At 51.1% G+C, this 13,796-nt stretch carries 11 protein-coding genes and 2 pseudogenes; 7 read left to right on the forward strand and 6 right to left on the reverse strand.

Going from position 1 to position 13,796, the window contains the following annotated elements; all coding sequences use genetic code 11:
* Positions 1-155 precede the first annotated feature (155 nt).
* Complete coding sequence (locus tag FOV68_RS12345) at positions 156-2,363, forward strand: DUF4401 domain-containing protein (protein WP_143990965.1); 2,208 nt, start codon at positions 156-158, stop codon at positions 2,361-2,363.
* The gene (locus tag FOV68_RS12350) at positions 2,356-2,886 is read left to right on the forward strand and encodes a GDYXXLXY domain-containing protein (protein WP_143991017.1); all 531 of its coding nucleotides are present in this window, start codon (positions 2,356-2,358) and stop codon (positions 2,884-2,886) included. The genes FOV68_RS12345 and FOV68_RS12350 overlap by 8 nt, the downstream gene beginning before the upstream one ends.
* 70 nt (positions 2,887-2,956) lie before the next feature.
* Here the strand turns inward: FOV68_RS12350 and FOV68_RS12355 are convergent.
* Positions 2,957-3,139: pseudogene (locus FOV68_RS12355) on the reverse strand (Rid family hydrolase); the annotation flags it as partial.
* A 147-nt stretch (positions 3,140-3,286) separates the two neighbouring features.
* Between FOV68_RS12355 and FOV68_RS12360 the strand changes: the two are divergent.
* Positions 3,287-3,682 carry a VOC family protein gene (locus FOV68_RS12360; protein WP_069026903.1) on the forward strand — a complete coding sequence of 132 codons (396 nt, stop codon included), beginning with the start codon at positions 3,287-3,289 and terminating at the stop codon, positions 3,680-3,682.
* Positions 3,683-3,706: 24 nt separating this feature from the next.
* On the opposite strand, the gene FOV68_RS12365 is transcribed toward FOV68_RS12360, so the two are convergent.
* The gene (locus tag FOV68_RS12365) at positions 3,707-3,916 is read right to left on the reverse strand and encodes a hypothetical protein (protein ID WP_143990966.1); all 210 of its coding nucleotides are present in this window, start codon (positions 3,914-3,916) and stop codon (positions 3,707-3,709) included.
* Positions 3,917-4,266: 350 nt separating this feature from the next.
* Here FOV68_RS12365 and FOV68_RS12370 point away from each other — a divergent pair, with 350 nt between their 5' ends.
* Positions 4,267-4,680 carry a hypothetical protein gene (locus FOV68_RS12370; protein WP_143990967.1) on the forward strand — a complete coding sequence of 138 codons (414 nt, stop codon included), beginning with the start codon at positions 4,267-4,269 and terminating at the stop codon, positions 4,678-4,680.
* A gap of 594 nt (positions 4,681-5,274) precedes the next feature.
* Here the strand turns inward: FOV68_RS12370 and FOV68_RS12380 are convergent.
* The 3 genes from FOV68_RS12380 to FOV68_RS12390 form a co-directional block, all read right to left on the reverse strand.
* Positions 5,275-5,880 (reverse strand): hypothetical protein, encoded by a 606-nt coding sequence (locus FOV68_RS12380; protein WP_143990968.1) that lies wholly within the window; start codon positions 5,878-5,880, stop codon positions 5,275-5,277.
* 456 nt (positions 5,881-6,336) lie between these two features.
* A complete protein-coding gene (locus tag FOV68_RS12385) occupies positions 6,337-6,789 on the reverse strand; it encodes a GNAT family N-acetyltransferase (protein WP_143990969.1) in 453 nt (150 codons plus the stop codon).
* Positions 6,790-7,404: 615 nt separating this feature from the next.
* Positions 7,405-8,475 (reverse strand): LacI family DNA-binding transcriptional regulator, encoded by a 1,071-nt coding sequence (locus tag FOV68_RS12390; RefSeq protein WP_143990970.1) that lies wholly within the window; start codon positions 8,473-8,475, stop codon positions 7,405-7,407.
* Between the two features lie 205 nt (positions 8,476-8,680).
* On the opposite strand from FOV68_RS12390, the gene FOV68_RS12395 reads away from it, so the two are divergent.
* The 3 genes and pseudogenes from FOV68_RS12395 to FOV68_RS24575 form a co-directional block, all read left to right on the forward strand.
* A complete protein-coding gene (locus tag FOV68_RS12395) occupies positions 8,681-11,788 on the forward strand; it encodes a beta-galactosidase (protein ID WP_143990971.1) in 3,108 nt (1,035 codons plus the stop codon).
* 53 nt (positions 11,789-11,841) lie between these two features.
* Positions 11,842-13,107, forward strand: a complete 1,266-nt coding sequence (locus tag FOV68_RS12400; protein WP_109651328.1) for an oligosaccharide MFS transporter — start codon at positions 11,842-11,844, stop codon at positions 13,105-13,107.
* A gap of 65 nt (positions 13,108-13,172) precedes the next feature.
* A pseudogene (locus FOV68_RS24575) lies at positions 13,173-13,277 on the forward strand (type VI secretion protein); the annotation flags it as partial.
* A 120-nt stretch (positions 13,278-13,397) separates the two neighbouring features.
* Here FOV68_RS24575 and FOV68_RS12405 read toward each other — a convergent pair.
* Positions 13,398-13,796 carry a helix-turn-helix domain-containing protein gene (locus FOV68_RS12405; RefSeq protein ID WP_143990972.1) on the reverse strand — a complete coding sequence of 133 codons (399 nt, stop codon included), beginning with the start codon at positions 13,794-13,796 and terminating at the stop codon, positions 13,398-13,400.

Here is a 13,796-nt window from a genome sequence, read left to right on the forward strand (position 1 = left end):
ACGCTGTTATATCCTGGAAAAGATGTTTACATTTGTTCAGCAAAATCATCGGCCGCTCAGCAGAGCGTTACTGACCGACACGCGGATTGATCGCAGGGAAGAACAGCCGTTAACTTCATCATCAAAGTCATACCGCAAACAGAGGCAGGGAAAGAATGAGGGAGCTTGCACCCGATGGCATCACCGGGATGCCGTCACGGACGGCAGAGTATCTTTGTCGCCAGATCGCACGCCTGCTGAAAGGAGGAAGCCTGACCCCGGAGACCTGCGAGCGTATCTTTGCTTTCTGTGGAATCAGACCGTCAGATGCTCAGTGGCGTCAGTTTCTTATCCCGGTTCTTTCCTGTCTGGGATTACTGTCATTGGTTGCCGGAGCGGTGTTCTTTGTTGCCTGGAACTGGGCCTGGCTGCCAAAAATGGCGAAATTTGCCCTGGCCGAGCTGTTGATCGTCGCGCTGGCGGTGATTGTCTGGTGGCGCTGGTACAGCACGCTGGCACGCAACGCATTACTGGCGACAGGGTTAAGCTTCGGTGCCCTTTTTGCGCTGTATGGACAGATTTATCAGACCGGTGCTGACAGCTGGGAGCTATTCCGGGCCTGGTTATACGTTCTTCTGCCGCTGGCGCTGATTGCCAGGCAAAACAGCCTGTGGTTTTGCAGCTGGCTGGTCGCTAACCTGGCGTTCCAGCTCTATTACAACACCCTGCCGTCGTCACTTCTGGATCTCGCCGCGTCTGACAGTTTAACCAGGCTCCCGATCACTGTGCTCTACGCATATCTGGCGTTGCTGGCAGCCTGCCTGATTGTCAGGGAAGCGCTGGCCTGGTGCGCGATAACGCATCATCCCAAGAGCTGGCTGGCAAGCCGCTGGTTCTCGCGAGTCATGGCGGGATTTTTACTGCTTCAGCTGACCGCCATCGTGGCCGGGAACCTCTCTGACTGGGGCGGCGGTGACCACCTTCCTTATATCACCGGCGGTTGGGTGATCACCCTGCTGGCAGGTTATTACCTGTACCGTTACCGCTATCAGGATCTCTGCATGCTGACGCTGGGCATTGCCAGCCTGTCCGTGGTTGGCTGTGCGCTAATTATGCAGTTATTTCTTTTAGCCTACGATACGGGTGATCTGTTTTTGACTGGCATCCTGTTGGCATTCTGGGTGGCGGTAAATGGTTCAATTCTGCTGAAGTGGCAACGCAAACTGGTTGAAAAGGGGCCAATCGATCTGGTTCCGGCCAGGCTGACCTTACTGACAGACACTTTGCGTCAGCAGGGTTTGCTGAGCGCCTCACAGGTTGAGGAAATTAAGCAACGCGGTCACGCATCCGACCTGCCCTGGTATCTCAGGCTGGCGCTAAGCGTCGGAGGCTGGGTGGCAGCGATCATCATTCTGTTACTGATGATACTGATGCTCTATGCCACTGATCTGCTGGAAGACCCGAATGCTGCCACCCTTATTATTCCTTCGCTGCTGCTTGCCGCCATTGCACGTGGCCTGTTAAGCAGTCAGCGTGACGGTAAACATCATCTCGGGCTGGCATGGGCGATTGCGGCAACGTGCGGGCTGATAACCGGTGTTCTGCTGCAAATTCAGAGCAATGACGTCAGCTTTATTATGCTGAGTTCACTGACTGCCTTGCCGATCCTGGCCGCAATGGCAATGGCGATGCCCGACCGCACTTATCGGTTTATGGCCATCACTGCCCTGACCTTTTTCCTGGTGCTGGCGGGCTACTCTCTGGCCCGGATCTGCCTGTCTCCGATGGCTGCACGCCTTGCTGTGTCCGTACTGGTGGCGGCGGTTATATTTTTATGGATGTGGACTGTCAGTCATCAGTTGAGGTTACAGGCAGGGCCGTATGCTGACGCGGTACACCCCCTGCTGTATGGCATACCTTGTGGTCTGATGTTGCTGAGTTTCCTTGGGATTAACGCGGCGTATCTCACGGATTTCCTCTGGTCAGCATCGCAATTTTCCACGCTGCAGTCTGGGACCGGCACAGGGATCGCGGCTGGCTTAGTGCTGAGTGCGCTCAGTCAGAAAAGGCACAGACAGCCGCTGTTTTCGATTATCACGCTGCCCGCTGCGCTTATCTGCGGGGCCGCAGCCCTCTATGCACCGGGTATAGGGCTGGGATTGTGGTTAATTCTGATGGCACGTTATCAGGGAAGTCTGGGGTTGCTGGTGGTCAGTGGCGGTTTCATGGTGCTGTATGTCATTGGCTGGTATTACTTCCTGGAGGTAATTCTGCTGCAGAAATCCCTGCTGCTGCTGGTCAGCGGTCTGGTTTTACTTGGGCTGGCATGGGGAGTCAAAAAAGTATTACCTGCACAAATCGGAGGTGCCAGTGAAAATGCATAAACAGAGCCGATGGCTGGCTGGCGCTGTGATAGCGCTGGCGCTGATAGCCGTCAATGTCAGCATCTGGCAAAAAGAGCAGTTGCTGAAGCAAGGTGCGGTCATGATTTTACCTCTTGCCCCGGTTGACCCGCGATCCCTGATGCAGGGTGATTACATGGCGCTGAACTATGCCCTCACCCGCCCGCTGGAACTGACGTTGTATCAACAGGCTGAGTCCTGCGGCGCGACCCTGTCAGCGCCATGCCTGCCCACCAGCGGAACCCTGATTGTTGACCTCGATGCGGAGCGTCACGCGACTCAGGCCCGTTTTGATCAGGGTGAACCTCTGCAGCCAAATCAGCTGCGGGTAAAATACCATCAACATTATGGCTCGCTGACCATCGGCACCAACGCTTATTTCTTTCAGGAAGGTCATGCCGACAGATTCGCGCAGGCACGTTACGGGGAATTTCGGGTGGGAAGCGATGGCACGGCCCTCCTGACGGATCTGCTTGATGAGCAGGGTAAGGTGATTCAGCCTTAAGGATGCGAGACGCTCACTGGCCTGGCGCTAAATACCCTGACAGGCGGCCTTGATGTCCGGATGCTCCAGTCAGATAGTCAAACGTACAACCTGCCGCCGCAAGCGTTGTTGTCAGATTTGCAAAGGTCATTTTTACCGTAGCCGTAAAATCGGGTTCCGGGGTGCCATTGTCTCGGCTGCCTGTCTGACCCGGGACAAACAGCAAATCGCCTGAACGGATGGCAGCAGCATAACCATGCTGCTGATAGCGGGCGAACTGAAGTCAGCGTTTTGCCAGAAGCGGACATGGCTTACATCTGCTGCTTTAATCTCAAGAGAAATGCCTGACCCTCTTTCTGACTTGAACTACAACATGTACGGACTACATTAAGATTTCTCATTTCATTCAGGAGAATTGGTAATGTTTAGTCATGTTCACGTTGGCGCGAGAGATCTCAACGCATTAGTGGCTTTCTATGAACCTCTGCTTGCGAAGTTAGGCTTTGAACAGATGCCAGAGGGTAATGGCGGTCAGGCTAAAGGGGTTGGCTGGAAATATCCTTATAAACGATGGCCTCAGTTTTACGTGCAGGTGCCTGAAAATGGCCTTCCTTCAACCTGGGGAAACGGTATGCAGGTCAGTTTTTTAGTCGCTTCTCAGGAAGAAGTTCAGGAGATTTGGCACCTCGCCATGAAAATGGGAGGTGCCGACGAGGGTAAACCTGGTTTCAGAGAATACGCTTCAGACTTCTATGCGGCTTATTGTCGGGATCCGGAAGGGAATAAGCTGTGCTTTGTCCACGCTCCTGAAGAATAAATGCAGAAGACCAGACCACTGTTCTCATGTTGTCTGTACAATCTCCGCCTGGCGCTTATAGGACGTCAGTCCCCCATCTTCCCTGAGGCGGATATTTTCAGACAAGCAATAGCCCGGTGAAGCGTTATGGACATTGCTGGGCTGGCTCATCATGTCACAGACTGCCAGATAGAGGTGACCTGCAGGTATTGCCCCTTTCAGGCCGCCCACGTGATACGGGCATTGCTGACGCATGTCATACCTTAGCTGCCTTTATTGTCCAGCCAGAGTGATGGAACAGCGGTTGATAAGGGCAGTATTGCAATGGTGCCGGTTAGTGATCCTGACTTCTGCTTTGCCAGATGATGTGCGATCAGATCCTTCTGCTCAGCAAAATTTCGATTTATTCAACAACGTCCGTTGCATCATTATGAAGTAATGATTAAAGCATCATTTTACCTCTAATTGATTTTGCTATAAGGTTCTTCTGCTCGCGCAACTATACAGAGGATGCTGTGCCGGAAGCCTGTTTTGCTATAAACCTCGCGGCGAAAATTTAAGCGGATACGTTGCATCAATATAGCTGCTCAGACATAGAGAAAATTATGACGAACATTACTAACGACAACTGGATTAGGGTATCTGTGATATCAGCAATATTTAGTAGTGTCGTGGGTTCATTACTGGTTTTAACCTATCTTTCCTGGGGAAAAAGCAGTACACCCGTAGTGGGTATGATTTTCACTTATTTTTTTATTGTAATGACGAGTATTATTGGGACCACGATGGGCTCTTTAATAATTGGCATGCCATTAGCGATGATTTCAAAGCGATTTTATCCTGACGCTTCCCTCAGGGGGAGCTTTTTTATCGTGTGCTCTACGCTCTTCATGTGGCTGGTTGTACTGGCATGGCCTGTTATCAGGATATGCGAAACGCCTTATTCGGATATTTTGCTTTTAAGCCCCTATGCTTTCTGTTCAGCTGCCGCACTTGCTTATCTGGTTTACTGGGATTAATGCGTATTATATCAATCAGGATCGGTGCAGTAGGACCGTTAATGAAAAGAGCTAATGGTATCATTTTTCAGCCAGACATATGGAAACAGGTGAGTCCAGGGTGTCGGAATTCCCATGTTTTCCAGCCCCCCTGTGAGCAGTTTTAATTACAGACTCATCTGGATATTAATTAGATAATTCTTACGTGAGAACACGTGATCACATTTTGCCTGCCAGATAATCATGGATTCTGCTCGAAATATTGTTTATCCATCTCGACAAGTTTCTTTTGTAATCCTGACTCCCCTTCAACCACTTCGTAAAATTTACTGTGAGTATAAAGATAAATACGCTCGGATGACGCAAACATAAACATGTCTGGTGAAGCCATATTTGTGAAGCGACTTTTCAATTCGGGCTGTAAAAAGATGACATCATTCCCAACCTGAGGATTATTTTGCCACTCAATAAAGATAGCGCTTTTCTATTCCCCCATTTACATCGGCTTTTTCTTTAAAAAACCCCAGTAGGTAATAGTATAAATTAAACCTGTAGTATCTACCGTGCCACAAATGCAAAGAGCGTACTCATGATTACTTTTACTCATCCAGTAAATTACCACCCTATCGACTTGCACTGACTGAATTCAGTTTTTGGAACAATTAGCGCCATATGGTTTACTGCCATGCACTGTTTAAAAACCTGCTCTTTGTAATGCCCCACCTGTAAACCCAGCATGGTGCTGGACCGTTCCGCTGCATTCTTTTCAATGTAATAGCCACAATTTTCTTTGAAATCCTGAGGATTATCGCTATGAGACATCGACCATCTCAGCTGAGCTTCAGCTGCACCAGCTGACTGATGCTGAGGGGCGTCTTTTGCTGTTGTAGAGCCAGAAAAGAGTGGATTGCCCAGTAATTTCTGTACAAAGCGTTGGTTTTCACCGGTTATATGGCCGGTTTTACACAGCTGCAGATAGGCCTGCGAAAGGCGTTGCTCCTCAGCATTGGCAGCATGAGTGCATTCCTCCAGGACTTGTTCATTGGTCTTAGCGGGTTTTTTATCTGTGGATCTCCAGTAACTATTTTTAAAGTCCGGAACTGTGCCTTCAGTGGTGCCAAAAGGGCAAAGTGCACTGGCGCAACCCTGTAAAAACATGGGCACACACGTCAGCATCAGTACACGTAACAGGGGAAAGGCTTTAAGACTGCTTCTGTTCATTTTATTTTCACTTTGGTCAGCTGCGGACATGGTGTCTGAGCAATGTCATTTTTATGTACGTCGTTCAGATAATACCCGGTCTGCTGCACAAGGTATTCCGAATTCAGTGTTTCTGGTGCTGTACTCCTCGGCTGGCCACAAGTCTGGCAATGAACCACTGTCATCGGAAGCACATACTTATTATGTTCTCGACACTAAGCTGCCTGACTTACGCCTTATATGTTCCGCTTTTCGTTCATAGCTACCAGTAAGTTCCTTTGATTTCCTGAAGATGTTTCAGCCGCCGTTCTGCATGCCTGGTAAGAAAAGCAGCGTGTCCAGGGCGGCGCGGATTTAACGGTAATGGCTCTGATTTGCCTGAAAGTGGTTTGGTTATGTCAGCGCTGTATCCCGGCAGGCGTTTCTGAAAAGCGGTTCACCGGACAGAATATGCGGTCTATCCAGGAGGTGACTGTATCAATGCGCTGGGTCTCTGAGGCAGAGATGGTGCGTCACTTTTTCAATGCCGTTTAAAGCAACAAAGCCAGCTCGTTCATAGAAAGTGAATGCCGATGAAGGAGCGTTTGTGTTGATAAAATCAAACCAGTGGCCAGAATCCTTAAGTATCTCACTGAGCAGGGCACTGCCAACCTGCCTTTTTCTCCATCCTGAGTCTACATAGAGATGTCGCAGACGTCCGATGCCAGTTTTTAGTGTAAACGGGTCGATGTTGAGTCCACACACGCCAATGATTAATCCCTCTACAGAAGCCCCAATGAGTTTTTCTCCGGGTCTGTCAAAACGGTTGTGTCCGCTAAGCCAGTTATCTTCCAGTCGGCGTAACATGTTAAATCCTTCAGCCATGCTCTGCGATCTTAACTCAGCAAATCCTGGGCTGTCCGGGGTGACGCTTGTGAATTGGATATCCATGATTCTTCCAGTGATTTCAATCTGCATAGTCTGGACAGAATGATGATTGTGTCCAGTATGACAATGGCACACTCATACTTCCTACTGCCATCAATGTCCGCTCTGTGCCAGGAGCGGACGTTGAACATCGTGAAAATCAGGACGTATAGCAGCTTTATTACCTGTTTTTAAAAAACTATTCGATTCATTTTGGGAACGTCTGGGCTGATGTAAGTATCCCGCTATATCAGTACCCGCCCGTTTTTATTATTTGGCGATGCCCATGTTTTGATGAGCCTCAACCTTCATGCTTTACAGCGTGGCCAACAGGAGAGCCTTATCAGGAGAGTTTATGACCGACACACTTAAACAGTCCTGTCACTTCTGTCGATCTTCATCAATGGTCAATGACGTAAATTCGAAAGGCACGGGCTGATCCTCTATTAACAAATTGTGGATAGCCGTGTTTGAAAAGCATGCCATAGGTGTCTGCAATTACTTCCGTTTTAGCTGCGTTATCCATGAAGGTGAGTGAATAGACAGCAATATCATCGACGTAGAGGGAATACACCATTCCGCGGGAACGAAGGCTGGATTGAAGCGCCGGCCTGGATTCCCAGAATGAACGCGAAATTTTCACAGCTTTTCTATCAGTGATTTTAATTGTGCAATGACGGATTTTTTCTCATCCTCTTCTTCTCTACCGTAAGGACGGGTTGACTCGCGGATAATCAAACGCGTCGGCAGCAATTCACGGAGGTGCATCTGCGGTGCGGCCATCTGCTGGATTAACAACTCAACGGCCCGTTTACCCAGCTTGTTGAAATCCTGCGCAACGGTTGTGAGAGGTGGCTGGAAATAGAGGCTGTCCGCCGTATCATCATAACCGGTGACGGAAACCATCCTGCTGCCGGTGCGGTTCAGTTGCGCGAGAGCACTCAACACCCCGAGCGCCATTTGATCGTTCGCTACGACGATCGCGCTAATCCGCGTATACTGATGTAACAGTTCAAAAGCCTTATGCCAGCCACTGGCAGCACTCCAGTCACCAAAGACCGTTACCGCATTACTCACCCCAAGCCGGTGTAAAGTCTCACGCCAGCTGCTCAATCGCATACGCGCCGAAACGGAACTCTCAGGCCCTGCAAGCAGGCCGAACTCCCGGTGCCCCAGCTCCCAGAGATGACGGATGCAGGCTCCGCAGCCATCAAGGTGATCAAACCGTACGCAGCAGACATTAGTTTCCGGTGAGACATCTAAAAACAGACAGCAAATATCCGGGTTCTCATTCACCAGTTTTTCCGCAATGTTACCTTCAAGGGGCAGATTAATAACCGCGCCTCGGATATTTTGCGCGCGAAATTCATTCAGTCGCGCCTGAAGTGAGACATAGTCAGCCATCACCGGCATCGCGATAGCAACCTCCAGATGATGTGTACCTGCGTGACTTTTTATCGCAGCGGCGATTTGTGAGGGCGCATGCAACGTCAACGACGCGGTAATCAACCCGATAGACGGTGCCGACTTTCCCGCCAGCAATTGTGCTGAGCGGTTCGGTACATAGTGCAACGCCTGCATTGCACGGATGACTTTATCGCGAGTACGTTCAGTCACCACACCAGGTTTATTCAGTACACGTGAGACCGTCTGCTGGGATACACCGGCCTCGCGAGCCACATCTTCTAACGTTGCTGTACGGCGTTCCATCGTCTCCTCCGTTACTCGCTAACAAGAATGTCGTTCGCTAACATTTTATGTCAGAAAATCGACATTAAACTATGGTTTTCGCTCTGTTTCGTGATCGTCCGTGAGTTTCAATCTCACCATTGTTGCCGCTATTAACAAAATATCTGATAACTCATTCCATCTTGTCTAGCGAATGACATTTCACATTTATCCTACAGGTATACCTATGCGACATCACGCTTGCCACCTCTCCGGTGGACCTCTGTTTCATGACGTGCTTGCCCGTGAAGACTGGCAAAACCAGACCATTACACACCTGAACCGTTTACCGGCCCATCCGACCTTTGCCAGCTGGCGCGATCTTCGCTCGGCAAGGGAAAATCAGTTCTCTGCACACCGCCGCCTGCTGGATGGTCAGTGGCAATTTTCTTATGCCCGCAGCCCGTTTGAGGTGGATGCCAGCTGGCTGGAAAACGATCTGGCGGACAGCCGCAGTACACCGGTCCCCTCGAACTGGCAAATGGAAGGGCATGACGTGCCAGTCTATACCAACGTGCGTTACCCCATAGATACTACGCCACCACGCGTACCTGAAGAAAACCCGACCGGCTGCTACTCACTGACGTTTAGCGTCGAGGAAGACTGGCGGGCGAAGGGTCAGACGCAGATTATCTTCGATGGCGTGAACTCCGCATTCCATTTGTGGTGCAACGGCGAATGGGTCGGTTACTCACAGGACAGTCGTCTGCCCGCGGCCTTCGATCTCAGTGCGCTCCTTAAGGCGGGCGAGAACCGCCTCTGCGTCATGGTGATGCGCTGGAGCGCAGGCACCTGGCTTGAAGATCAGGATATGTGGCGGATGAGCGGAATTTTCCGCTCCGTCTGGTTGCTGAATAAACCAACGCTGCACCTTAGCGATGTTCAGCTCACTCCGCAGCTAGATGCGCTTTATCACGACGCCGAGCTGGAGGTCAATGCCACTGTCGCCGCCCCGACACCGTTGCTGGAAAAACTGACGGTGGCCGTTGAGCTGTGGAATGACACGCAACAGGTCGCCAGACATCAGCAGCCGCTCGGCTCACCAGTCACTGATGAACGCGGCAATTATGCTGAACGCACCGTGATGCGCTTGCCTGTAGAACGCCCGGCACTGTGGAGCGCGGAAACACCAAACTGCTACCGGGCCGTAGTCTCACTGTGGTGCGGCGATGAACTGATTGAAGCCGAAGCCTGGGATATCGGTTTTCGTCGGATTGAGATCGATAATGGCCTGCTGAAGTTGAATGGTAAACCGCTGTTGATCCGTGGTGTAAACCGTCATGAACATCACCATCAGCGCGGTCAGGTCGTCACCGAAGAGGATATGTTGCAGGACATTCTTCTGATGAAGCAGAATAATTTCAACGCTGTTCGCTGTTCTCACTATCCTAACGCACCACGCTGGTACGAGCTCTGTAACCGCTATGGTCTGTACGTGGTCGATGAGGCTAATATCGAGACTCACGGCATGGTGCCAATGAGTCGTCTTTCCGACGATCCGTCCTGGTTAGCGGCCTGGAGCGCCCGCGTCACGCGGATGGTACAAAACAATCGCAACCACCCGTCGATTATTATCTGGTCGCTGGGCAATGAGTCCGGCGTGGGTGGCAATCATGAAGCCATGTATCACTGGCTCAAGCGTAACGATCCGTCACGTCCGGTCCAGTATGAAGGGGGCGGCGCGAATAGCACAACTACCGATATTCTCTGCCCGATGTATGCCCGAGTAGAAAGCGATCAGCTTATCCCTGCGGTGCCAAAATGGGGGATTAAAAAGTGGATCAGCCTGCCTGGCGAGCAGCGCCCGTTAATCCTTTGCGAATACGCTCACGCAATGGGCAACAGCCTGGGAAATTATGCCGATTACTGGCAGGCGTTTCGTTATTACCCGCGACTGCAGGGGGGCTTTATCTGGGACTGGGCCGATCAAGCCATTACTAAAACCTTCGATGATGGCAGTGTCGGCTGGGCGTACGGCGGTGATTTTGGCGATAAGCCCAACGATCGCCAGTTCTGCATGAACGGTCTTGTCTTCCCCGACCGTCGCCCTCATCCGTCATTAATTGAAGCCAAACATGCACAGCAATACTTCCAGTTTGCCCTGCTGTCGCAAACCCCGCTGCGTATTAGCATCACCAGCGAATACCTGTTCCGCCTGGCGGATAACGAGGAACTGCAGTGGCAGGTTCAGGCTGCTGGTGAAACGGTTGCCAGCGGCAGCCTGGCCCTTGAACTTCTCCCTGAAGGACAGCGCGAGCTGACGCTGTCGGAGAAATTGACGCTGCCTGCCGGGGCCGAAGAGGTATGGCTGACGCTGGAGGTTATCCAGCCGCAGGCCACGGCCTGGTCCGATGCCGGTCATCGCGTCGCCTGGCAGCAGTTTGCCCTCGCAGCCCCGCTGGTTCTGCGGGCACCTCTGTCTGCAGGAAATGCTCCTGAGCTTGAGCGCAGTGACAGTGCCTGGACGGTGCGCAGCGGTGCGCAGCAGTGGGCGATCGACCGTCAAAGCGGACTATTGACGCATTGGCAGGTGGACGGCGTGGAGCAACTACTGGTTCCGCTGCGCGACCAGTTCATTCGGGCACCACTGGATAATGATATTGGCGTGAGTGAAGTGGAGCGCATCGATCCCAACGCCTGGGTTGAACGCTGGAAAAGCGCAGGCCTGTACAACCTCACCACCCGCTGCGTGCAGTGTGACGCGCATCATCTGAACAGCAGCGTTGTTGTCGATTGCCGCTGGCACTACCTGAACGGGGATGAGGTTGTGATCGTCAGCCACTGGCAGATGACCTTTGACGCACAAGGCAAGCTGCACCTGGCCATTGACGGCGAACGTGCTGGCACACTGCCGCCGCTGCCACGCATCGGGCTGAATTTTCAGGTACTGGATCAGAATAAACCGGTCTCATGGCTGGGATTTGGCCCGCATGAGAACTACCCGGATCGTCGCACCAGCGCCTGTTTCTCCCGCTGGGAACTGCCGCTGGACGAGATGACTACACCGTACATATTCCCCACCGAGAATGGCCTGCGTTGTGATAACAAAGCACTTGACTGGGGGCGCTGGCACGTGGCGGGTGATTTCCACTTTTCCCTACAGCCTTACGGCACCGCGCAATTAATGAAGACTGACCACTGGCACTGGATGCAGCCGGAAAGTGGCGTCTGGATAACCCTTGATGGGCAGCACATGGGCGTCGGCGGTGATGACTCCTGGACTCCCAGCGTACTGCAGCAATGGCTATTGCTTGAAACACAATGGAAATATCAGTTAACGATTCATTTCCAGTAATAATCGAAGCGTGAGCCCCGGGCTTACCGGCATAACCAGATGGAACAGTCAAAATGAAACTCTCTGAACTCGCACCAAGAGAACGACATAACTTCATTTACTTTATGTTGTTCTTTTTCTTCTATTATTTCATTATGTCGGCCTACTTTCCTTTCTTTCCGGTCTGGCTGGCAGAAGTTAACCACTTAACCAAAACAGAAACAGGGATTGTGTTTTCATCTATCTCACTGTTTGCAATTATTTTCCAGCCGGTGTTTGGTCTGCTCTCCGATAAACTGGGGTTACGCAAACACTTGCTCTGGATTATCACGATCTTACTGATTTTATTTGCGCCCTTCTTTATTTTTGTTCTGTCTCCTTTACTGCAGATGAATATTTTCGCTGGTGCACTGGTTGGCGGGATCTATCTGGGAGTCGTCTTCTCCAGTGGATCCGGGGCGGTAGAAGCCTATATTGAACGCGTAAGTCGGGCTAACCGTTTTGAGTACGGAAAGGTTCGTGTTTCCGGCTGTATTGGCTGGGCGTTATGTGCATCCATCACCGGTATTTTATTTAGCATAGACCCTAATATTACATTCTGGATTGCCTCCGGTTTTGCCCTGGCGCTAGCCGTACTGTTATGGATGTCACGCCCGGAAGGGAGCAACAGCGAGCGGGTTATCGACGCGCTTGGTGCCAACCGCCAGGCTTTTTCTATGCGCACCGCCGCCGAGCTATTGCGGATGCCACGCTTCTGGGGATTTATTATTTACGTTGTAGGTGTCGCCAGTGTCTATGATGTGTTTGACCAGCAGTTTGCTAACTTCTTCAAAGGGTTTTTCTCCAGCCCACAACGCGGGACCGAAGTGTTTGGCTTTGTCACTACCGGTGGGGAAATACTCAATGCAACGATTATGTTTTTTGCCCCTGCCATCGTTAACCGCATTGGTGCGAAGAACGCCCTCCTGGCCGCAGGCGTCATTATGTCGGCGCGTATTTTGGGTTCTTCTTTTGCCTCTTCAGCCACAGAAGTGGTTATCTTAAAAATGCTCCATATGTTTGAACTTCCTTTCCTGTTGGTCGGCACCTTTAAATATATCTCCTCCGCATTTAACCCAAAACTTTCGGCAACCTTGTTCCTGATTGGTTTTAATTTATCAAAGCAACTTTCGGGCGTTGTACTGTCGACATGGGTAGGCCGGATGTATGACACCGTAGGCTTCCATCAGGCTTATCTTGTTTTAGGCTGTATCACACTGAGCTTTACCATTATTTCCCTCTTTACCCTGAAAGGGAGTAAAACACTGCTTCCGGCAACCGGATATAACAGCGCCACCTGATAATAAGTGCCCACTTCACATAGCGGGCGCTTATCCTGGCCGGGTGTCTTATTCCGGGGTAATGGTTGTCGGCGACTAAGCTCCCGCGCTGCTGTATCGAAGGGGTGATCCTGGCAAAAAGGGTGGAGGCCCTGTTCAGGGCGGCGCCGCCCAGCCTGTACCTGTCACTGACGTTTCGAATGTCAATGACGTTATGCTAACCGCAGAGAATGACGCCATCATGCCCTATTGGCAAGGTCCGCTTCGTGCCAGAAGCGGACGTAGCTCATGTCCTGGAACTTTAAAATAATCTATCTGACGAGTCGCAGCCCTCTGGATACAATTTTTTTGAATTCTTCACATTCTAAATGCTCGGTTTTTGTACAACATGCGACATGTTTCAGCCCCCGGCTTAACAACTGGAGTTTGCGGATAGTGGCGTCGATCTCCGTTGCTCGTTGAAGAAGCTGAACGCTATCTAATGCGAGTTTGTTCTCTGCACTAAACATTGCGCCTATTTCATCAAGAGAAAACCCTGCAGCCTGCCCAAGCGCGATTAATTGCAGTTTATTGATAACATTTTCATTGTATTGCCTTCTTAGCCCGTTACGGCCAACAGGTTTGATTAGTTCTTTCTTTTCGTAATATCGCAACGCTGACGGGGTAACTCCGGTAAGGTCAGCGATTTCCCTGATATCCAGTTCTTTCAT

The sequence above is a fragment of the Pantoea sp. paga genome, assembly GCF_007558755.1.
GTDB classification, from domain to species: domain Bacteria; phylum Pseudomonadota; class Gammaproteobacteria; order Enterobacterales; family Enterobacteriaceae; genus Pantoea; species Pantoea agglomerans.